The 20,659-nt window shown below is 70.4% G+C and carries 18 protein-coding genes; 12 read left to right on the top strand and 6 right to left on the bottom strand.

Annotated elements, in window-relative coordinates:
• Positions 1–5: 5 nt before the first annotated feature.
• The 5 genes from OG496_RS51460 to mgrA form a co-directional block, all read right to left on the bottom strand.
• Positions 6–2,402 (bottom strand): aerobic carbon-monoxide dehydrogenase large subunit, encoded by a 2,397-nt coding sequence (locus tag OG496_RS51460; RefSeq protein WP_399390800.1) that lies wholly within the window; start codon positions 2,400–2,402, stop codon positions 6–8.
• Positions 2,399–2,914, bottom strand: a complete 516-nt coding sequence (locus OG496_RS51465; RefSeq protein WP_366496417.1) for a (2Fe-2S)-binding protein — start codon at positions 2,912–2,914, stop codon at positions 2,399–2,401. Before OG496_RS51465 ends, OG496_RS51460 begins: the two co-directional genes overlap by 4 nt.
• A gap of 2 nt (positions 2,915–2,916) precedes the next feature.
• Complete coding sequence (locus OG496_RS51470) at positions 2,917–3,798, bottom strand: FAD binding domain-containing protein (RefSeq protein WP_405975926.1); 882 nt, start codon at positions 3,796–3,798, stop codon at positions 2,917–2,919.
• A 105-nt stretch (positions 3,799–3,903) separates the two neighbouring features.
• Positions 3,904–4,914, bottom strand: a complete 1,011-nt coding sequence (locus OG496_RS51475; protein WP_405975927.1) for a Dyp-type peroxidase — start codon at positions 4,912–4,914, stop codon at positions 3,904–3,906.
• 59 nt (positions 4,915–4,973) lie between these two features.
• The gene (gene mgrA / locus OG496_RS51480; protein ID WP_405975928.1) at positions 4,974–6,017 is read right to left on the bottom strand and encodes an L-glyceraldehyde 3-phosphate reductase; all 1,044 of its coding nucleotides are present in this window, start codon (positions 6,015–6,017) and stop codon (positions 4,974–4,976) included.
• Positions 6,018–6,318: 301 nt separating this feature from the next.
• Between mgrA and OG496_RS51485 the strand changes: the two genes are divergently transcribed.
• From OG496_RS51485 to OG496_RS51525, 9 genes are all read left to right on the top strand, one after another.
• Positions 6,319–7,734 (top strand): cytochrome P450, encoded by a 1,416-nt coding sequence (locus OG496_RS51485; RefSeq protein WP_405975929.1) that lies wholly within the window; start codon positions 6,319–6,321, stop codon positions 7,732–7,734.
• A gap of 137 nt (positions 7,735–7,871) precedes the next feature.
• Positions 7,872–8,558 carry an LLM class flavin-dependent oxidoreductase gene (locus tag OG496_RS51490; RefSeq protein ID WP_405975930.1) on the top strand — a complete coding sequence of 229 codons (687 nt, stop codon included), beginning with the start codon at positions 7,872–7,874 and terminating at the stop codon, positions 8,556–8,558.
• 72 nt (positions 8,559–8,630) lie between these two features.
• Entirely contained in the window at positions 8,631–9,005 is a 375-nt protein-coding gene (locus OG496_RS51495; protein WP_405975931.1) for a hypothetical protein, read from the top strand.
• A gap of 284 nt (positions 9,006–9,289) precedes the next feature.
• Positions 9,290–9,598 (top strand): hypothetical protein, encoded by a 309-nt coding sequence (locus OG496_RS51500; RefSeq protein ID WP_405975932.1) that lies wholly within the window; start codon positions 9,290–9,292, stop codon positions 9,596–9,598.
• A 50-nt stretch (positions 9,599–9,648) separates the two neighbouring features.
• Entirely contained in the window at positions 9,649–10,086 is a 438-nt protein-coding gene (locus OG496_RS51505; RefSeq protein ID WP_033280496.1) for a Fur family transcriptional regulator, read from the top strand.
• Between the two features lie 34 nt (positions 10,087–10,120).
• Entirely contained in the window at positions 10,121–12,331 is a 2,211-nt protein-coding gene (katG, locus tag OG496_RS51510; protein ID WP_405975933.1) for a catalase/peroxidase HPI, read from the top strand.
• Positions 12,332–12,456: 125 nt separating this feature from the next.
• On the top strand, positions 12,457–14,055 hold the full coding sequence (locus tag OG496_RS51515) for a serine/threonine-protein kinase (protein WP_405975934.1): 1,599 nt from the start codon (positions 12,457–12,459) through the stop codon (positions 14,053–14,055).
• 15 nt (positions 14,056–14,070) lie between these two features.
• Positions 14,071–14,523, top strand: a complete 453-nt coding sequence (locus OG496_RS51520; protein WP_366496406.1) for an NAD(P)H-dependent oxidoreductase — start codon at positions 14,071–14,073, stop codon at positions 14,521–14,523.
• Positions 14,524–14,623: 100 nt separating this feature from the next.
• Positions 14,624–14,860 (top strand): chaplin, encoded by a 237-nt coding sequence (locus OG496_RS51525; RefSeq protein WP_366496405.1) that lies wholly within the window; start codon positions 14,624–14,626, stop codon positions 14,858–14,860.
• A gap of 78 nt (positions 14,861–14,938) precedes the next feature.
• Here the strand turns inward: OG496_RS51525 and OG496_RS51530 are convergent, their stop codons facing one another.
• Positions 14,939–15,613, bottom strand: a complete 675-nt coding sequence (locus OG496_RS51530; protein WP_405975935.1) for a hypothetical protein — start codon at positions 15,611–15,613, stop codon at positions 14,939–14,941.
• 265 nt (positions 15,614–15,878) lie between these two features.
• Between OG496_RS51530 and OG496_RS51535 the strand changes: the two genes are divergently transcribed.
• The 3 genes from OG496_RS51535 to nhaA all read left to right on the top strand — a co-directional run bounded on the left by OG496_RS51535 (position 15,879) and on the right by nhaA (position 20,542).
• Positions 15,879–16,799, top strand: a complete 921-nt coding sequence (locus tag OG496_RS51535) for an SGNH/GDSL hydrolase family protein (RefSeq protein ID WP_405975936.1) — start codon at positions 15,879–15,881, stop codon at positions 16,797–16,799.
• Between the two features lie 117 nt (positions 16,800–16,916).
• Positions 16,917–18,557: a phosphoglucomutase (alpha-D-glucose-1,6-bisphosphate-dependent) gene (gene pgm / locus OG496_RS51540; protein WP_405975937.1), complete on the top strand. Its 1,641-nt coding sequence runs from the start codon at positions 16,917–16,919 to the stop codon at positions 18,555–18,557.
• 98 nt (positions 18,558–18,655) lie between these two features.
• The gene (gene nhaA, locus OG496_RS51545) at positions 18,656–20,542 is read left to right on the top strand and encodes a Na+/H+ antiporter NhaA (protein ID WP_405975938.1); all 1,887 of its coding nucleotides are present in this window, start codon (positions 18,656–18,658) and stop codon (positions 20,540–20,542) included.
• Positions 20,543–20,659: the final 117 nt, after the last annotated feature.

Raw genomic sequence — 20,659 nt, forward strand, 5'->3', positions numbered from 1 at the left:
CACCTTCAGATCGGCGGAGTCGGTCGGCCCTGCATCGCCTCCCACACCCGCGAGGGCGTGAGCGGCATGTCCGCGTGCCGGATGCCGTACGGCTTGAGCGCGTCGACCACCGCGTTGACGATGGCGGGCGGCGAGCCGACCGTCGCGGACTCGCCGACACCCTTGGCGCCGATGGGGTGGTGCGGGGAGGGCGTGACGGTGAACCCGGTCTCCCAGTCGGGGACTTCGAGCGCGGTCGGGATCAGATAGTCCATCAGCGAGCCGCTGAGGCAGTTGCCGTCCTCGTCGAAGGAGATCATCTCCATCAGCGCCATGCCGACGCCGTCGGTGAGCCCGCCGTGCACCTGCCCCTCGATGATCATCGGGTTGATACGGGTGCCGCAGTCGTCGACCGCGACGAAGCGGCGGACGGTCACCTTGGCCGTACCCGGGTCGATGTCGACGACGCAGATATAGGCGCCGTGCGGATAGGTGAGGTTCTCCGGGTTGTAGCAGATCTGCGCCTCCAGACCACCCTCCACACCCTCGGGCAGATCGCCCGCGCCGTGCGCCCGCATCGCGATGGCCTGGATCGTGACCGAGGCCTCGGGGTCGCCCGCGACGTGGAAGGAGCCCTTCTCCCACTCCAGGTCCGCGACCGACACCTCCAGCATCGACGAGGCGATCAGGCGGGCCTTGTCCCGCACCTTGCGGGCGACCAGCGCCGCGGCGGCGCCCGAGACGGGCGTGGAGCGGCTGCCGTAGGTGCCGAGGCCGAAGGGTGTCTGGTCGGTGTCGCCGTGCACCACGTCGATGTCCTGCGGCGGGATGCCGAGTTCCTCGGCGACGATCTGCGCGAACGTCGTCTCGTGCCCCTGCCCCTGCGACTGCACCGACAGCCGGACGACCGCCTTCCCGGTCGGGTGCACCCGCAGTTCGCAGCCGTCGGCCATGCCGAGGCCGAGGATGTCCATGTCCTTGCGGGGGCCCGCGCCGACCGCTTCGGTGAAGAACGAGACGCCGATGCCCATGAGTTCACCGCGGGCCCGCTTCTCGGCCTGCTCGACGCGCAGGGCGTCGTAGCCGGCGAGTTCCTTGGCGAGTTCCATGGTGGGCGCGTAGTTGCCGGAGTCGTAGACCCAGCCCGTCTTGGTGCGGAAGGGGAACTGTTCGGGCCGGATGAAGTTCTTCATCCTCAACTCGACCGGGTCCATGGCGAGTTCGTAGGCGAGGCAGTCGACGATCCGCTCGATCAGGTACACGGCCTCGGTGATGCGGAACGAGCAGGCGTACGCGACCCCGCCGGGTGCCTTGTTGGTGTAGACGGCGGTCATCTTGCAGTGGGCGGCCTCGATGTCGTAACTGCCGGTGAAGACACCGAAGAAGCCGGCCGGGTACTTCACGGGTGCGGCCGTGCCGTTGAACGCGCCGTGGTCGGCGAGGACTTGGGTGCGGACGGCGAGGATCCTGCCGTCGCGGGTGGCCGCGATCTCGCCGCGCATCACGTAGTCGCGGGCGAAGCCGGTGCTGATGAGGTTCTCCGCGCGGTCCTCCATCCACTTCACCGGCTTGCCGATGAGGAGTGAGGCGACGATCGCGCACACGTAACCGGGGTAGATCGGCACCTTGTTGCCGAAGCCGCCGCCGAGGTCGGGGGAGACGACCCGGATCTTGTGTTCCGGCAGCCCGGCGACGATCGCGTAGAGGGTGCGGTGGGCGTGTGGGGCCTGGGTGGTGGACCACAGGGTGAGCCTGCCGTCGACCTGGTCGTAGTCCGCGACCGCGCCGCACGTCTCCATCGGGGCCGGGTGCACGCGCGGGTAGACGATGTCCTCGGTGACCACGACGTCCGCGCGGGCGAAGACGGCCTCGGTCTCGGCCTCGTCGCCGGTCTCCCAGTCGAAGCAGTGGTTGTCGGCCTTGCCCTCCAGGTCGTCGCGGATGACGGGCGCGTCGGGGGAGAGGGCGGTACGGACGTCGATCACCGGGTCCAGCGGCTCGTACTCGACGTCGATCAACTCCAGCGCGTCCCGGGCCGCGTAGCGGTCCTCGGCCACGACGAAGGCGACCTCCTGGCCCTGGAAGCGGACCTTGTCGGTGGCGAGGACCGCCTGCACGTCGTTCGAGAGGGTCGGCATCCACGCCAGGCCCTTCTCGGCGAGCATGGCGCCGGTGACGACCAGACGGACCTTCGGGTGGGCCTCGGCGAGCGTGGTGTCGACGGAGAGGACGCGGGCGTGCGCGAACGGCGAGCGCAGGATGGCCAGGTGAAGCATGCCGGGCAGGTCCAGGTCGTCGACGTAGCGGCCCTTGCCGCGGACGAACCGCGGGTCCTCCTTGCGCAGCATGCGGCCGTGGCCGCAGGGCTTCTTGTCGTTGTCGACGAAGGCGGTGCGGTGGCCGTTCTCGGAGACGGCGGTCATGACGTGCTCCCCGAAGCCGAAGTGGCCTGCGTTTCCAGGGAAGTTCGGGTCCCGGCCTCCTCGGCCGCCGCCCACCGGACGGAGCGGACGATGGTGGCATAGCCGGTGCAGCGGCAGATCTGCCCCGAGATCGCCTCCCGGATCTCCGTGTCGGAGGGGTCGGGGTTGCGGTCCAGCAGCGCACGCGCCGTCATCATCATGCCGGGTGTGCAGAAGCCGCACTGCAGACCGTGGCACTCGACGAACCCGCGCTGTACCGGGTCGAGTTCACCGTTCTGTTCGAGTCCCTCGACCGTGCGCACCTCGTGTCCGCCCGCCATCGCGGCAAGGACCGTGCAGGACTTGACCGGTTCGCCGTCCAACCACACCACGCACGTACCGCAGTTGCTGGTGTCGCACCCCCAGTGGGTGCCGGTCAACCGGAGGTGGTCGCGCAGGAAGTGGACGAGCAGCAGCCGCCCCTCGATCTCCCGGGTGACCTCTTCGCCGTTGACGACCATGCTGACCTGCACGATCACACCTCCTGTCCGTCGACGCGGGCCACGGCCCGGCGCAGCACCCGCAGGGTCAACTCCCGTGCCAGATGCCGCTTGTACTCGGCGCTGCCGCGCCGGTCGGTCACCGGCGAGCAGGCCTCGGCCGCGATGTCCCCGGCCTGTCCGAACAGTTCCTCCGTCGGGCGCCGGCCGCGCAGGGCGCCGGCGATGCCGGGGATACCCGCTGTGTTCGGTCCCACGGCGGCGAGTCCCACCCGGGCGTCGGCGACGAGTCCGTCGCCGTCCAGCCACACCGCGGCACCGGCGGACACCACCGCCCAGTCACCGGCGCGTCGTTCGACCTTCTCGTAGGCGCTGGACCCGTTCGGGCGGACCGGGAAGCGGACCTCGGTGAGGATCTCCGCGTCGCCCACGGCGGTCTCGTACGGTCCCCGGTGGAAGTCCTCCATGGGCACCACCCGTTCGCCGTCCCTGCCCTGGATCACGCAACTGGCGTCGAGAGTGGTGCAGACCGCGGAGAGGTCCTCGGACGGGTCGGCCTGGCACAGGGAGCCGCCCAGCGTGCCCCGGTTGCGCACCACGGGGTCGGCGATGACGCGTTCGGCGTCACGGAACACCGGGAAGGCGGCGGCGAGTTCGTCCGACTCCAGCAGCTCGCGGTGGCGGGTCATCGCGCCGATGCGGATCAGTCCGGGTTCGACGCGGACGTAACCCAGTTCGTCGTGCAGGTCGTTGATGTCGATCAGGTACTCGAAGTTGGCCAGCCGCAACTTCATCATCGGGATCAGACTGTGCCCGCCGGCCACCAGTCGTGCCGTGTCGCCCAGGCGGTCGAGCAGCGCGACCGCCTCGCCGACGCTGCCGACCCGCTGGTACTCGAACGGAGCGGGAACCTGCATACCGCAATCCCCCTGTCCTGCACGGCCCTTGGCCGGTCGGCCGGGCGCCGCGTCCGGGCCCATTGGGCGCCCGGCGGACAGGGGTGTCAACGGCTGGTTAACCGTTCACTTAAGTTGCTCGTCCTGGGGAGCCGGGGAAGCGGGCAGGTCGTCCAGGAAATCCGCCGAGGGCACGAAGAAGAAACTTCCGGTGACTGCCGTCGAGAAGTCCAGGATGCGGTCGTGGGACGCGGAGTCGGTGCCCAGGAACATGTTGCGCAGCATCTGCTCGGTGACCGACGGCGTGCGGGCGTACCCGATGAAGTAGGTGCCGAACTCGCCCTGGCCCGCGCTGCCGAACGGCATGTTGTCGCGCAGGATCTTCCGTTCGGTGCCGTCCGGGCCGGTGATGACGTTCAGCGCGATGTGCGAGTCGGCCGGCTTGACGTCGTCGTCCATCTCCATGTTGGTCAACTTGCTGCGCCCGATGGCCCGTTCCTGCTGCTCCACCGGCAGCGCGTTCCAGGCCGCCATGTCGTGGACGTACTTCTGCACGATCACATAGCTGCCGCCCGCGAACTCCGGGTCCTCGCCGCCGACCACCACCGCCTGGCGGGCCGCCTGCCCCACGGGGTTCTCCGTGCCGTCGACGAAGCCCAGCAGATCGCGCACGTCGAAGTACTGGAACCCGGACACCTCGTCGGCCACGGAGACGGCACCGCTGAGCCGGCCCATGATCTCGGCGGCCAACTCGAAGCACAGGTCTGCCCGTACGGCCTTGATGTGGAAGAGCAGGTCGCCGGGGGTGGACACGGCCGTGTGGCGGTCGCCGACGAGTTCACGGAACGGATGCAGCTCGGCGGGACGCGGGCCGCCGAACAGCCGGTCCCACACCTCCGACCCGATGCCGGTCACACAGCTGAGCCGCCCGTCCGGCGCGCGGAACCCGATGGACCGGATCAACCCGCCCAGGTCGTCGAGGAGTTGGCGTGTCGTCTCCTCGCCGCCCGGTTCCACGGTGACGACGAGGAAGGTCGCGCTGGGGGTCAGGGTCTCCAGGACCGCCTGCGTGGTCGGGACGATTCCGTCGCCGGTGATGCCGTCCGTGCGCTCGACCGAGCCGTCAGCTGTCGTCATGTACTCCACGCCTCCGCGGTGAACTGGGAGCTGCCGGCCACCACGGCCGACAGCTTCGGTCAGCCGAGTTTCCCAGTACGCGCGTCCTGCCACAGGTCGACGCCGCCGTCGACGGCGTACGAGTCGATCTCGGCCAGCTCCTCGGCGCTGAAGGCGAGGTTGTCCAGCGCGGCCACGTTCTGTTCGAGCTGCTCCGTGCGGGACGCGCCGATGACGAGCGAGGTGACCCGCTCGTCGCGCAGCGCCCACGCGAGCGCCATCTGCGCCAGGGTCTGCCCGCGCCGCTCCGCGATGTCGTTGAGCGCGCGCAGCCGGCGCACCATGTCCTCGGTCAGCCAGCCCGCGTCGAACGACGTGCCCTGCGCGGCCCGCGAACCCTCCGGGATCCCGTCCAGGTACCGCCCGGTCAGCAGCCCCTGCGACAGCGCGGTGAACCCGATGACCCCGAAGCCCTCGTCCTTCGCGGCGTCGAGCAGCCCGTCGTTCTCGATCCACCGGTTGAGCATGTTGTACGACGGCTGGTGGATGAGGAGCGGCGTGCCCAGCTCGCGGAGGATGGCGGCGGCCGCACGGGAGCGCTCCGCGTCGTAGGACGAGATGCCGACGTAGAGCGCCTTGCCCTGGCGGACGGCGGTGTCCAGCGCGCCCATGGTCTCTTCGAGCGGGGTGCCGGCGTCGAGGCGGTGGGAGTAGAAGATGTCCACGTAGTCGAGGCCCGTGCGCTTCAGCGACTGGTCGAGCGAGGCGAGGACGTACTTGCGGGAGCCGCCGCCCTGACCGTAGGGACCGGGCCACATGTCCCAGCCGGCCTTCGTGGAGACGACCAGCTCGTCCCGGTACGGCGCGAGGTCCTGCTTCAGCAGCCGGCCGAAGTTGGCCTCGGCGGCGCCGTAGGGCGGGCCGTAGTTGTTCGCCAGGTCGTGGTGGGTGATGCCGAGGTCGAAGGCGCGCAGCGCGATCTCGCGCTGCGTCTCGAACGGCCGGTCGTCGCCGAAGTTGTGCCAGTAGCCCAGCGACAGCAGGGGCAGGTCGAGCCCCGAGCGGCCGGTGCGGCGGTAGCGCATGGTGCCGTTGTAACGCTCAGGATCTGCGACGTGGGTCATCGGGGGGTCTCCGCGAGGTGCATGAGGGGGTGGTGTTGTCGGGGTGATCGACATGTCCACTGTGCCCCCGCGCGATTCCCGCGTCCAACCGTTCCTCGCCATGGGATTCAGCGATGGCGTCGTTGAATCCGGTGCCTCGGAGGAGTTGAGGCGGGACCCGGACCGGGAGGCCCGTGAGATCGGGGCGCGGGGGCGACGCGCTTCGGAGTGTGACGGAGGGATCACTTCCGGATTGCATTCCGCAAGGTGATCTTGGGCAGTGATGCGGGCGTTTGTGGTTGCCTGCCCATGAGGAGATCAGTTGAGCGCCCCCGCCACCTCATCCGCCGACGCCCCCGCTCCCACCCCCGCCCCGACCGCTCCCGGCGGCCTGCCGCTGATCGGACACGGCCACCGGCTGGCCCGCGACCCGCTGCCGTTCATCACCTCGCTGCGCGAGCACGGCAGCGTCGTCCGCATACGCATCGGCCCCACCCCCGCCTACGTGGTCACCGACCCGGCCCTGACCCGGCGGGTCCTGGTGACCGACGCCGCGGACTTCACCAAGGGCGGGAAGATCATCGACGCGCTGCGGGTCTTCTTCGGCGACGGGCTGGCCACCGTCGCCGACGGGGACACGCATCTGCGCAACCGGCGCCTGATGCAGCCGATGTTCAACAAGGCGCACATCGCCGAACGCGGCGACGCCATGATCGACCGGGTACGGGGGCTCGTCGCCGCCTGGCCCGCGGAACAGCCCCGCGACGTGTACGCGGACATGAACGCGATCACCCTGGCCGCGTTCCTGGTGGCCCTCTTCGGCACCGATTTGCCCGGGCAACTCGCGGGCGAGTTCACCGCCCTCATGCCGGCCATCATGGAAGGAACGATTCGGCAGACCATCCTCCCGGCCTGGGTGACCCGCCTGCCGCTGCCCATGAACCGCGCCCACGCCGAGCGGGTCGCCCGGCTGCGCGCCCTGATCGACCAGGCCATCGACCACCACGGCACCGCTGACGCGGCGCCCGCCGGGGCGACGGGCTGCCCGCACGCGGGCGCCGCCCGGGACGAGGAGAGGTCCGGCCTCTTCGACACCCTGCTCGCGGCGGAGGACTCGCTGGGCCGTCAGCAGCTCCAGGACGAGGCCATCACCCTGCTGACCGGGGCGATCGAGACCACCGGCACCACGCTGGCCTGGACGCTGTACGAGATCACCCGGAACCCCGGCATCGAGCGACGGCTCCGCGAGGAACTGGAGTCGGTCTGCGGCGACCGGCCTCTGCGCCACGAGGACCTCGATCAACTCCTGTACTCCCGCCGGGTTTTGCAGGAGGCCATCCGAAAATACGGGCCCGCCTGGATGGTCACCAGAACCGCCGCCCGTGACGTCGACCTGGGCGGCCACCGCATCCCCCGGGGCGCCGACGTGATCTGGAGCCCCTATCTGCACCAGCACGACCCGGACCACTTCCCCGACCCCGACACCTTCGACCCGGACCGCTGGACACCCGAGCGCGCCCCGGCCACACGCGGCTCCTTCCTCGCCTTCGGCGACGGCCGCCGCAAGTGCATCGGCGAGAACTTCGCCTGGGCCGAACTCCAGATCATCCTCGCGACCGTCCTGCGGACCTGGCCCCGCTTCGACCTCACCTCACGCCCGCCACGCGCCCAGGCCGTCGTCACCGTCAAGCCCGACACGATGACCATGGCGTTCCTGCCGTCGACCGCCCCGGGGTAGTCACGCCGGGGACCGGGGTGCCCGCGACCTTCCGGGGCGCGGGCACCCGCGTCGGCTTCCGGCCGTACGGTGCGGGCGGATCGCTCAGCGGACCGCGGACGTTTGGCGGCCCCTTGCTCGTCCTTAGGGCCGTCGCCATGAGCGTTCATCGCGACACGGAGACGGACACGGACACGGACGAGGGCCCGCTGCGGATCGGCGTGCGCGTGCCGCCCTGCGACCGGGCGGACCGGGTGGCCCGGACCGTACGCCGGGCCGAGGAGCTCGGCTTCGACCAAGTGTGGTTCCCCGACGCGCAGTTGCTGTGGCGGGACGTGTTCACCACGCTCACCGCGGCCGCCTTCGCCACCGAGCGGATCGGCCTCGGCACCGCCGTCACCAACCTCGCCACCCGGCACCCGTCCGTCATCGCGTCGGCCACCCGCAGCGTCGCCGAACTCGCGCCGGGCAGGTTCACCTTCGGGCTCGGCGTGGGCAACAGCTCCGTCGCACCCATCGGCCTGCGGCAGACCGGCTCGGCCCAACTGCGCGATGGGCTCGGCATGTTGCGGGCCCTGCTGGACGGGCGCGAGGGGGACTTCGAGGGCAAGGTCCGCTCCCGGCTACGCGACCCGCATCCCTCCGTGCCGCTGCATCTGGCGGCGAGCGGGCCGCGCAACCTGCGCCTCGCCGGTGAGATCGCCGACGGCGCCCTCCCGCACCCAGGCGGTGTCTCGCGGCGCACTTTGGCCGCCGCCACCGCCTGGGTGCGGGAGGGCGCCGAGGCGGCCGAGCGACCGCGGAGCGGGGAGGCGATCGGCAAGGTGGTGCTGGAGCCGGGCTGACGGGCCTTACGTGTCCAATGGCCTCAACTGCCTTTGGCGTCACGGCCTTTGACCGCGACTTCGGTGAACCAGATGGCGGCATCGGGCGTCTCTCCCTTCGCCACTGCCGCCACAGCAATCACCGACGACGCGGCTCGTGCCGCCGAAGGAGAGTTCACCGTGATCGACCGTGACCAAGAGCGGTCCGACGACCGGCCCCACCCCGAGTCCCCCTGGTGGTGGGGACTCGGGCCGATCGGAGCCGTCGGTCTCGTCGTCCTCGGGATCGCCGCGGTCGTCTGGTCCTTCCTCCACCTGCCCGGCACCGCGGAGAACCAGGCGACCGACTACTACCGGGCGAGCAGGATCGTCGCCATCGGCCTGGTCGTGGCGGGCACCGCCCTCCTGGGCCGCATCCGCACCCGCGGATCCGACAAGAAGGCGACGCGGGAACACGAAGCGGCCTGACGGCGGGCGACCCACCCGATTCTGGTTCTCACCCCAGGACGACCACCGCCAGCCCCCGGCAGCACGCCACCTCACCGGAACCGCAACGCTCGATCAGATCCAAGGTGATCTCACCGCCAACTGCCTCTACAGAGCGCACGGTTCCGCCACGCCACCTCCCGTACCTGACCGCCGACGCCCGCGAATCCCGCCGCACGGTGAAACAGACAGCCGTGCGGTTGAGCCATGACCACCGGCCCCGTCAGCCCCTCCGGCCGGGCGAACTCGGTGTCGTAGTGGATGAGATGGGCGTTGCGGGTGAGCTGGTGGTCCGTGACGCCGACGGGTTGTTCCGGTTCGTCGACCGGACCAAGGAAGTGATCCAGTGGCGGGGCGAGAACGTGTCCTCGCAGGAGGTGGAGTCCGTCGTCCACTCGCACCCGGCGGTCGCCGACGCTGCCGCCTTCCCGGTGCCCCGGTGCATCGACACCGTGCGTGAGCTCCCGCTCACCGAGACCGGGAAGGTTCGCAAGGGCGTACTGCGCGAACGTGGGGTGACCGCCACCACGTGGGACCGCTCCACGCCGTCCACCCCGGCACGACATCTAACTTGAACTGTTTGTTTTCTTGAATCACTCGTGTTTATGGCTGTAGGTTGAGCGGCATGACCGCATCCCAGCCACCGACCACCGCCGAGGAGCTGCGCGGTGCCGGCCTGCGGGTGACGGCAGCCCGCGTCGCGCTGTTGGAGACCGTCCGGCACGGCGACCACCTCGATGTCGAGGCGGTCGCGTCCGGGGTCCGTGACCGCGTAGGACACATATCGCTCCAGGCCGTGTACGACGCCCTCCACGCGCTGACCTCGGCCGGACTCATACGCCGTATCGAACCGGCAGGCAGTCCCGCCCGCTTCGAAGGACGCGTCGGCGACAACCACCACCACCTCATGTGCAGGTCGTGCGGTGTCGTCGCCGATGTCGACTGCGCGGTCGGCGAGGCACCCTGCCTGACCGCCGCCGACGACCAAGGCTTCTCGATCGACGAGGCCGAGGTCATCTACTGGGGTCTGTGCCCCGCCTGTACCGCAGTCCCCAGTTCCTGAGCCACGTGTTCCACCCCGTTTTGGAAGGATTCCCATGTCTGAGAACCACGACGCAATCGTCACGGACGCGAAGTCGGAGGATGCCGGGGGCTGCCCCGTCGCGCACGGGCGCGCCGCGCACCCGACCCAGGGCGGTGGCAACCGTCAGTGGTGGCCGGAGCGGCTCAACCTGAAGATCCTCGCCAAGGACCCGGTCGTCGCGAACCCGCTCGGCGCGGACTTCGACTACGCCGAGGCGTTCGGGGCCCTCGACCTCGCGGCCGTCAAACAGGACATCGCCGAGGTACTGACCACCTCGCAGGACTGGTGGCCGGCGGACTTCGGCAACTACGGCCCGCTGATGATCCGCATGGCCTGGCACAGCGCCGGCACCTACCGCATCAGCGACGGCCGCGGCGGTGGCGGCCGCGGTCAGCAGCGCTTCGCCCCGCTGAACAGCTGGCCGGACAACGGCAACCTCGACAAGGCCCGCCGTCTGCTGTGGCCGGTCAAGAAGAAGTACGGCCAGTCCATCTCCTGGGCCGACCTCCTGATCCTCACGGGCAACGTGGCGCTGGAGACGATGGGCTTCGAGACCTTCGGCTTCGCCGGCGGCCGCGCCGACGTCTGGGAGGCCGACGAGGACGTGTACTGGGGTCCCGAGACCACCTGGCTCGACGACCAGCGCTACACCGGCGACCGCGAGCTGGAGAACCCGCTCGGCGCCGTCCAGATGGGCCTCATCTACGTCAACCCCGAGGGCCCGAACGGCAACCCGGACCCGCTGGCTGCGGCCCGCGACATCCGCGAGACCTTCCGCCGGATGGCGATGAACGACGAGGAGACCGTCGCCCTCATCGCCGGTGGCCACACCTTCGGCAAGACCCACGGCGCGGGCCCGGCCGAGTCGGTCGGCGACGACCCCGAGGCCGCCCCGCTGGAGGCGCAGGGCCTGGGCTGGAAGTCCACCTACAACACCGGCAAGGGCGGCGACGCGATCACCTCCGGCCTTGAGGTGACCTGGACCACCAAGCCCACCCAGTGGAGCAACGACTTCTTCGACATCCTCTTCGGCTACGAGTGGGAGCTGACCCAGAGCCCCGCCGGCGCCAACCAGTGGGTGGCCAAGGACGCCGAGGCGATCATCCCGGACGCCCACAGCGACGCCAAGAAGCTCCCCACGATGCTCACCACCGACCTCTCGCTGCGCTTCGACCCGATCTACGGCGAGATCTCGAAGCGCTTCCACGAGAACCCGGCCCAGTTCGCGGACGCCTTCTCCCGCGCCTGGTTCAAGCTGACCCACCGCGACCTGGGCCCGAAGTCCCTGTATCTCGGCCCGGAGGTCCCGTCCGAGACCCTGCTGTGGCAGGACCCGCTGCCGCAGGCCGAGGGCGAGACCATCGACGCCGCCGACGTCACGGCCCTCAAGGCGAAGATCCTCGCCTCGGACCTGACCGTCTCGCAGCTCGTGTCCGCCGCGTGGGCGTCCGCGTCCACCTTCCGTGGCAGCGACAAGCGCGGCGGTGCCAACGGCGCCCGTATCCGCCTGGAGCCGCAGCGCGGCTGGGAGGCCAACGACCCCGACCAGCTCGCTTCTGTGCTGCGGGTCCTCGAAGGCATCCAGCAGGAGTTCAACTCCGGCGCCAAGAAGGTCTCCCTGGCCGACCTGATCGTCCTCGGCGGCGCCGCCGCGGTCGAGAAGGCCGCCAAGGACGGCGGCGTCGACGTGGAGGTCCCCTTCACGCCGGGCCGTGTCGACGCGACCGAGGAGCACACGGACGTCGAGTCGTTCGCCGCGCTGGAGCCGACCGTCGACGGCTTCCGCAACTACCTCGGCAAGGGCAACCGCCTTCCCGCCGAGTACCTGCTGCTCGACCGCGCGAACCTGCTCACGCTGAGCGCCCCCGAGCTGACCGTCCTCGTCGGCGGCCTGCGTGTCCTGGGCGCCAATCAGGGCCAGTCCACGCACGGTGTCCTCACCGACAAGGTCGGCACGCTGACCAACGACTTCTTCGTGAACCTGCTCGACCTGGGCACCACGTGGTCGTCGACCTCCTCGGACCAGCAGACCTTCGAGGGCCGCGACGCCTCCGGCGCGGTCAAGTGGACCGGCACGCGTGCCGACCTGGTCTTCGGCTCGAACTCCGAGCTGCGCGCGCTCGCCGAGGTCTACGCGAGCGACGACGCGAAGGCGAAGTTCGTGACGGACTTCGTCGACGCGTGGGTCAAGGTCTCCAACCTGGACCGGTTCGACCTCGTCTGAGACCGAGTAGTTCCACAGCACCGCACCACTGACGTCCGGGTCGGCCCTCACGGGTCGGCCCGGACGTTTCTCACCTTCTGAACTCGCGGCACAGGCGTGCACGTTCGTCACATAAGCTCCTCCGCATGAACGAGGGGGAGCCCGACAGACGGGTCGTAGACGGCCGCTTCGAGCTGGAGTCCCGGCTCGGCGGCGGTGGCATGGGCACGGTGTGGCGCGCCCAGGACTTGCTGCTGCACCGATACGTCGCGGTCAAGGAGGTCCGGCCGCCGGACATCGACCTCGCCGAGTACGACCCCGCCGCGGCGGAGATGCTGCGCCAGCGGGTCCTGCGCGAGGCACGCGCCCTGGCCAGGGTCGAGCACCCCAACGTGGTGACGATCCATCACATCGTCGACGAGGGCGTGGGCACCTACCCGTGGCTCGTCATGGAACTAGTCCAAGGCGGCTCGCTCGCCGACCGGTTGGCCCGCGGACCCATGGTCCCCGCCGAGGCCGCCCACCTCGGCATCGGCGTGCTCGACGCCCTGAACGCGGCACACGCGGCGGGCGTCCAGCACCGCGACGTGAAACCCGCCAACGTCCTGCTGCGCACCGACGGCCGCCCCGTCCTCACCGACTTCGGCATCGCCGCCATCCGCGACGCCACCGCCCTCACCGCAACCGGCTCGATCATCGGCACCCCCGACTACATGGCCCCGGAACGGGTCTCCGGCCAGAGCGGCGGCCCCGCCGCCGACCTGTGGTCGCTCGCGATGATGCTCTACGTCGCCGTCGAGGGCCACCACCCGCTCCAGCGCGGTACGACCCTGGCCACGCTGGCCGCCGTACTCCAGGAGGACGTGCCGCCACCGGTGCGGGCGGGATCGCTGACGCCGGTGCTGTCCTGTGTCCTGGTCCGCGATCCCGAGGCACGGCCGGACGCCGGGACGGTCGGCCGGATGCTGGCCGCCGCCGCACAGCAGCCCGAGGACCGCCGCCCGGAAACCACCTCGTACCGGCTCGCACCTCCGGTGCCTCCGTCGCTGCCGCCGACCGGCGGTATGCAGGCGACGGGCAGTCGGCGACGTCCGGCGAAGCGGAACCGGGGCGTCGCGGTCGCCTCCAGCGTCGTAGGCGTACTGCTCATCGGCACGCTCGCCTGGAAGGCGCTGCCGGGCGGGAACGACAAGGACGACACGAGTACGTCCCCGGGTGCCACCGGTCAGACGCAGCAGCAGAGCACCACGCCCACCGTCTCGGCGAGTCAGAGCAGTGCCGCCGTGAAGACGCAGGACATGCTCACTCCGTCGGGCATCCGGACCGCGATCAAGGCGTTCGAGGAGAAGACGGGCAGTGACAGGTTTTCCGACTTCTCCGTCTACCCGGGATATGTCATCGCGGATGTGATGGTGAAGGGCAGCAACACCAGGTACGCCAGCTACACCTACCGCTCTGGTACCGGTTTCGACGAGGCGTTCGACAACAAGGGCACGGTGACAGACGGAGATCAGCCGGTGAAGCTGGACGACTTCAAGTGGGACGCCGTGCCTGGGTTGCTCGCCAGCGCGGAGAAGTCGCTGAAGATCAAGAATCCGACATCCCGTTACCTATTGGTCGCGGTACCGAGCAGTGACTTCGACTCCCCTGCAAGCATGTCGGTCTACCTGAGCAATGACTACGGGGAGGGCGGTTATGTGAAGGCGACCCCTCAGGGCAAGGTGACGAGAGTGGTGCCGAGCTGAGGGTAGGTTCGCCCCGTGCCCACCTTGTTGATCGTCCATCACACCCCCTCGCCCAACTGCCAGGCGATGTTCGAGGCCGTCGTCGCCGGCGCCACGACACCGGAGATCGAGGACGTGCGGGTCGTACGGCGGGCCGCCCTGGCCGCGACCGTGTCGGACGTGTTGGAAGCCGACGGATATCTCCTGGGCACGCCCGCGAACCTCGGTTACATGTCCGGCGCGCTCAAGCACTTCTTCGACCAGATCTACTACCCGTGCCTGGACGAGACCCGGGGCCGGCCCTTCGGCTACTACGTGCACGGTGGGAACGACGTGACGGGTGCCGTGCGCGGCATCGAGTCGATCACGACCGGGCTGGGCTGGCGGCGGGTCGCGGATGCGGTGACGTTGACCGGCGAGCCGGACAGGACCGGTGTCGAGGCGTGCTGGGAGCTGGGGGCTACGGTCGCCGCCGGCCTGGAGGCCTGAGCGGGCGGCTACCACCCGTTCGGCGGCCGAAGAGTGTCGTGACCCCCCGGCGCACCCTCAGCGTGGAGGGACATGCCCCTCCGAATGACAGGAGTTCTTCATGAGGAAGCGTCTGACGGCCGTGGTGGGTCTGGCGGGTGCGGCGTTGCTGCTGTGTGCCGGTACGGCGAGCGCGGACCCGGAGCCTGTCGGTACCGCCAGCGACAGCCCGGGCGTGCTCTCCGGAAACGTCATCCAGGTGCCGGTCGACCTGGACCTCAACCTGTGCGGCAACTCGATCAACGTCATCGGTCTGCTGAACCCCGCGCTGGGCAACCACTGCGAGTCCGCGGACTGACGAGCCGTACCGTGAACGAGCCGTGGGCCCCGCGCCCGCGGCTCGTTCCGCGTTTCGAGAGATGTGTCGGGGGACGGGTCAGGGGACCTCGGGCAGCCGGTGCAGGGGAGTGCCGTGGGCCCAGCGCCGTAGGCGTGAGCCGTCGATGAGCTGGACGCCGCCCTGCCGACGCGCCCACTGCACGTCACGTCGGCTGAAGGTGCCCCGGTGGACGACGAGACGGAGATGCGGTCCGGAGCCGACCGAGCGTGGCGATCGCGTCGGGGTCTCCTCGCCGGGCAGCGGCTCGGCGACCGGCCGGAAGGCCACCTCCAGACGGCGGCCGAGCCGGTCGCGCGCACGGACACGCTGCTGGCCCTGCTCGTCGGGCCGGGCCAGCGCCCGCCAGCCGTCCCGGCGCAGCATCCGGGACACGGCCAGGGCGAGCCCCTCCACATCGAGGTCGGAGATCTCCTCGGGCGTGTAGTAGCCCAGCCGGCGACGGGCCAGCGGCCGGTTGTGCCGGACCACGGCCGCCGCGATCACGGCGAGCAGCGCCAGGCCGCCGGCGAGCGCGCCGGCGCCGAGGGTGCGGTACGCCACGGCGAGCCCGGCCACGATCCCGCACACGACGACGGCTACCACGACGAGGGCGGGCAGCACCTCGCGCAGTCCGGGGCCGTAGCGTCCCTGGGCGCGCAGCGCACGGATCGCCTCGCGCCTTCGCGAGCGCCACGACTCGCGCTTCTCGTGCCTCCGCAGCCTCTGCGGCAACAGAGCCAACTCCCCCCACCCCCAAGCGCGTTGACGCCTGCGGAAGGGATACCCGCCGGACGTGGTCCACGTGCGCGGGGACGGGAACCGGCCACCAAACCGGCCGAACTGTTTCGGCGGGAGCCGTGACCGTTCGGGCAGCGAACTCGTCCCGCCAGACCTCTGGCCCCAGGTACCTACCGCCCGGTATACAAGGCCAGTTGAACGAGAGACGACCGTAGCGGGCCCGTCCCGTCGCACCGTCTCGTACCTGGGGAGGAACCTCATGAAGCGTGAGACGCATCCGGTCATGACGGCGAACCATCGCGGCAGGGCCGTGGCGGTCGCCGCGGCGGTCAGCGGCTGCGCCCTCGTCGTCGCGTCCGCGGCACCGGCGGCCGCGCACAACTCGGGCCACGGGCACGGCCGTTCAACCCAGTACGTGGCGCTCGGCGACTCCTACACCTCGGGCCCGTACATACCGACCCAGGTGGACGCCAACTGCGCCCGCTCCGACCACAATTACCCCTCCGTGGTGACGGCGGACCAAAGAGGGACCGTCCTCAAGGACGTGAGCTGCAGCGGTGCGACGACCGCGGAGATGTGGAAGGCGCAGGGCACCAACCCGCCCCAACTGGACGCCGTACAGCGGAACACGGACCTGGTGACCGTGCAGATCGGCGGCAACGACATCGGGTTCAGCACCATCATCGGCACCTGCGCCAAGCTCAGCGCCACGGACCTGACGGGCAACCCGTGCCAGCGCTACTACAACACCTCAGGCGTCGACCAGTTGGCGCTGGCCGTCCTCAACACCGCGCCGAAGGTCACCAAGGTCCTGCGTGCGGTGCACAAGCAGGCACCGCACGCGCGTGTGCTCGTCGTCGGCTACCCGGACCTCCTGCCCGACGACGGCAGCGGCTGCTACCCCTCGGTGCCGTTCGCCGCCAAGGACTTCCCCTATCTGCGGGACACCGGCAAGCGCCTCAACCTGATGCTCCGTCTGGTGGCCGCGCTCAACGGCGCGGAGTACGTGGACACTTACGGCCCGACCGTCGGCCACGACATGTGCAAGGCGCCCGCCGACCGCTGGATAGAGCCGCTGCAGCCCGCCTCCCCGGCGGCTCCGGCGCACCCCAACGCGAAGGGCGAGGCGGCCATGGCGGGCGCGGTGCTGAAGCAGCTGGACCGGCGCCACCGGTACTGACGGACAGCGGCGGCCGGGGTTTTCCACAGGCGGAGGGGGTGTACTCGCTAAACGCGCCCCTGACGAGGAAAGATGGGGCCGTACGCGAAGTCGGTCGATACGGAGGAGCGGGCCACCATGCCACACGAGCGAGCGGGCGAACAGGCCCGCGCAGAGGATCTCGTCGACGTAGCCCGTCTGGTCACCGCGTACTACGCGCTGCACCCGGACCCCACCGAGCCGGGGCAGCGCGTCGCGTTCGGCACCTCCGGGCACCGGGGCTCGTCCCTGGCGACCGCGTTCAACGAGGACCACATCGCGGCCACCAGCCAGGCCATCTGCGAGTACCGCGCCGACCAGGGCACCGACGGGCCCCTCTTCATCGGGGCCGACACCCACGCGCTGTCCGAGCCCGCGAAGGTCACCGCCCTGGAGGTGTTCGCCGCCAACGAGGTCACGGTCCTCATCGACAGCGCGGACGGCTACACGCCCACCCCGGCGGTGTCCCACGCGATCCTCGCCCACAACCGCGGCCGCACCTCGGGCCTCGCGGACGGCGTCGTGGTCACCCCGTCCCACAACCCGCCCGGCGACGGCGGCTTCAAGTACAACCCGCCGAACGGCGGCCCGGCCGGCTCCGAGGCCACCTCCTGGATCCAGGACCGAGCCAACGACATCATCGCGGGCGGCCTGAAGGACGTACGCCGCATCCCGTACACCCGCGCGCTCGCCGCCCCCGGCACGGGCCGCTACGACTTCCTCGGCACGTACGTCGCCGACCTGCCGAGCGTGCTCGACCTGGACGCGATCCGTACGGCGGGCGTGCGGATCGGCGCCGACCCGCTGGGCGGGGCGTCCGTCGCCTACTGGGGCCGGATCGCCGAGGCGCACCGGCTCGACCTGACCGTCGTCAATCCGCTCACGGACCCGACCTGGCGGTTCATGACGCTGGACTGGGACGGCAAGATCCGCATGGACTGCTCGTCGCCGTACGCGATGGCCTCGCTGATCGCCCAGCGCGACCGGTTCGACATCGCCACCGGCAACGACGCCGACTCCGACCGGCACGGCATCGTCACCCCGGACGCGGGCCTGATGAACCCCAACCACTACCTGGCCGCCGCCATCGCCTACCTCTACGCCCACCGCGAGCAGTGGCCCGCCGACGCGGGCGTGGGCAAGACGCTGGTGTCCTCCTCGATGATCGACCGGGTCGCCGCCGACCTCGGGCGCCGGCTCGTCGAGGTGCCCGTCGGCTTCAAGTGGTTCGTGGACGGACTGGTCGACGGCTCGCTCGGCTTCGGCGGCGAGGAGTCGGCCGGTGCCTCCTTCCTGCGCCGGGACGGCTCCGTGTGGACCACCGACAAGGACGGCATCATCCTGGCGCTGCTCGCCAGCGAGATCACGGCGGTCACCGGGAAGACGCCGTCCCAGCACTACACGGCGCTCACGGACCGGTTCGGCTCGCCCGCCTACGCCCGGATCGACGCCCCGGCGTCCCGCGAGGAGAAGGCGCTGCTCGCCAAGCTCTCGCCCGCTCAGGTCACCGCCGACACCCTGGCCGGCGAGCCCGTCACCGGCGTCCTCACCGAGGCACCCGGCAACGGCGCGTCCCTCGGCGGCATCAAGGTGACGACCGCGAATGCCTGGTTCGCGGCGCGGCCCTCCGGCACCGAGGATGTCTACAAGATCTACGCCGAGTCCTTCCTCGGCCCCGACCACCTCGGCCAGGTGCAGGAGGAGGCGAAGGCCGTGGTCGGGGCGGCGCTGGGCGGCTGACCCGGAGGCCGTGGTACCGGCTGCCGTAGGAATGAATGGTGTGGCAGGCGGGTTGGGCCGACACGTGAGCCATGACGCACGACGGAAGTGAACCCCGTATGTCCTTCGAAACGACCGACTACACGGGGCAGACCACGTGCGGCGACGAAGCGCGCACCCCGCTGCGTGACTTCCTGCGGACGGAGACCGGCAGTGCCGCTGTCCTGGTGGCGGCGGCGATCGTCGCGCTCGTCTGGGCCAACGTCACGCCGTCGGCGTACGAGTCGTTCTGGGAGACCCACCTCTCCGTCCGGCTCGGCTCGCACGGGGTCTCCCTCGACCTGCGCGAGTGGGTCAACAGCGGGCTGATGACGCTGTTCTTCCTCGTCGTCGGCCTGGAGGCGCGCCGCGAGTTCGACATGGGCGAGCTGCGCGAACGCAGGCGGCTGGCGCTGCCGATGGTCGCGGGCGCCAGCGGCATGCTCGTGCCGATCGCCATCTACCTGGCGATCAACAGCGGGCACGGGACGGCGGACGGCTGGGGCGCGGTGATGTCCACCGACACGGCGTTCGCGCTGGGCATGCTCGCGGTCGTGGGCCGCCACATGCCGCCCGGGCTGCGCGTGTTCCTCCTCACGATCACCGTCGTCGACGACTTCCTCGCGCTTGTCGTGATCGCAGTCTTCTACAGCGACCACATCGCCGTACCGGCACTCCTGGTCGCCGTCGGTACGTTCGCCGTCGTCATGCTGCTCCGGCGGTTCCGGGTGCGCCGGGGTCCGCTGTACGCGCTGCTCGGGCTCGTCGCCTGGGTCGCCCTGCTCAAGTCGGGCGTGGACCCCGTCGTGATCGGACTCGCCATGGGGCTGATCACGTACGCCTATCCGGCGGGGCGTGACGACCTGGAGCGCGCCACCGGCCTGTTCCGGCTCTTCCGCGAGCAGCCCACACCCGAGCTGGAACGCGACGTACGCGCCGGCATCGCGGCGTCGATCTCCCCGAACGACCGTCTCCAGCGCATCTACCACCCGTGGGCGAGCTACGTCGTGGTCCCGCTCTTCGCGCTGGCCAACGCCGGTCTGCAGATCAGCGGGGAGCAGCTCGCCAGGGCCTTCACCTCGCCCGTAGCGCTCGGCATCCTCATCGGGTACGTCGTCGGCAAGCCGCTCGGCATCGTCTCCTCGACCGCGCTGACCAGCGTCTTGTCCCGGGGCCGGATCCGGCCGCCGGTCGGCTGGGGAGCGGTGACTGCGGGCGGCACGCTGGCGGGCGTCGGCTTTACGGTCTCCCTGCTGATCGCGACCCTCGCCTTCGACGGGACCACCCTGGAGGACGCGAAGACGGGCATCCTCAGCGCCGTCATCTGCTCCTTCCTGGTCGGCCGGCTGGTCACGGGAGTGATCGGACTGCTGCCGCCGCAGATCCGGCCCAGGGTGCTGTTCGGCCGGGCGGAGACCATCGTCGACCTGTCGGTCCCCGTCGACCCCGACCGCGACCACCTGCGCGGACCGCGCCACGCCCCGGTGACCGTCGTGGAGTACGGCGACTACGAATGCCCCTACTGCGGCCAGGCCGAGCCGGTCGTCCGTGAACTGCTCGGCTCCTTCGGGGACGAGGTGCGGTACGTGTGGCGGCACCTCCCGCTCACCGACGTCCACGAGCACGCCCAGCTCGCCGCCGAGGCCGCGGAGGCCGCCGCGCTGCAGGGCGGCTACTGGGAGATGCACGACCTGCTCCTCAGCCACCAGGGCGCCCTGCGCTTCAAGGACCTGCGGGCCTACGCCGAACAGATCGGCCTGGATACCACCCGCTTCGAACGCGACATGCGGGCCCACGAGGGGTCGGGCCACGTCGCCGAGGACGTCGAGTCGGCCGACCTCAGCGGGGTCGCGGGCACGCCGACCTTCTTCGTGAACGGCCGTAGGCACCATGGCGCGTACGACATCGAGGGGCTCTCGCAGGCCGTACGGGCGGCTCGTGAGCGGGCGGCGGTGGTGGCGGCGTAGGCCGTCCCGCCCTGGTCGGAGACCGTCTCGTACCAGGGGACGGAGCCGGGAATGGACCGAGGGGTGCCCGTGTTGAGACGTACGTAGCTGACATGCCCGGGACAAGATCCCGGGATG

Origin of the sequence: Streptomyces sp. NBC_00988, from assembly GCF_045162645.1 — a bacterium.
In the GTDB taxonomy this organism is placed as follows: Bacteria; Actinomycetota; Actinomycetes; order Streptomycetales; family Streptomycetaceae; genus Streptomyces.

Bases quoted from the DNA above. Each gene is read 5' to 3' on its own strand.
- OG496_RS51460 (WP_399390800.1), bottom strand. From the start codon at position 2,402: ATGACCGCCGTCTCCGAGAACGGCCACCGCACCGCCTTCGTCGACAAC.
- OG496_RS51470 (WP_405975926.1), bottom strand. From the start codon at position 3,798: ATGCAGGTTCCCGCTCCGTTCGAGTACCAGCGGGTCGGCAGCGTCGGC.
- OG496_RS51475 (WP_405975927.1), bottom strand. From the start codon at position 4,914: ATGACGACAGCTGACGGCTCGGTCGAGCGCACGGACGGCATCACCGGC.
- mgrA (WP_405975928.1), bottom strand. From the start codon at position 6,017: ATGACCCACGTCGCAGATCCTGAGCGTTACAACGGCACCATGCGCTAC.
- OG496_RS51490 (WP_405975930.1), top strand. From the start codon at position 7,872: ATGAGCGTTCATCGCGACACGGAGACGGACACGGACACGGACGAGGGC.
- OG496_RS51495 (WP_405975931.1), top strand. From the start codon at position 8,631: ATGGCGGCATCGGGCGTCTCTCCCTTCGCCACTGCCGCCACAGCAATC.
- OG496_RS51500 (WP_405975932.1), top strand. From the start codon at position 9,290: ATGGGCGTTGCGGGTGAGCTGGTGGTCCGTGACGCCGACGGGTTGTTC.
- OG496_RS51505 (WP_033280496.1), top strand. From the start codon at position 9,649: ATGACCGCATCCCAGCCACCGACCACCGCCGAGGAGCTGCGCGGTGCC.
- katG (WP_405975933.1), top strand. From the start codon at position 10,121: ATGTCTGAGAACCACGACGCAATCGTCACGGACGCGAAGTCGGAGGAT.
- OG496_RS51515 (WP_405975934.1), top strand. From the start codon at position 12,457: ATGAACGAGGGGGAGCCCGACAGACGGGTCGTAGACGGCCGCTTCGAG.
- OG496_RS51525 (WP_366496405.1), top strand. From the start codon at position 14,624: ATGAGGAAGCGTCTGACGGCCGTGGTGGGTCTGGCGGGTGCGGCGTTG.
- OG496_RS51535 (WP_405975936.1), top strand. From the start codon at position 15,879: ATGAAGCGTGAGACGCATCCGGTCATGACGGCGAACCATCGCGGCAGG.
- pgm (WP_405975937.1), top strand. From the start codon at position 16,917: ATGCCACACGAGCGAGCGGGCGAACAGGCCCGCGCAGAGGATCTCGTC.
- nhaA (WP_405975938.1), top strand. From the start codon at position 18,656: ATGTCCTTCGAAACGACCGACTACACGGGGCAGACCACGTGCGGCGAC.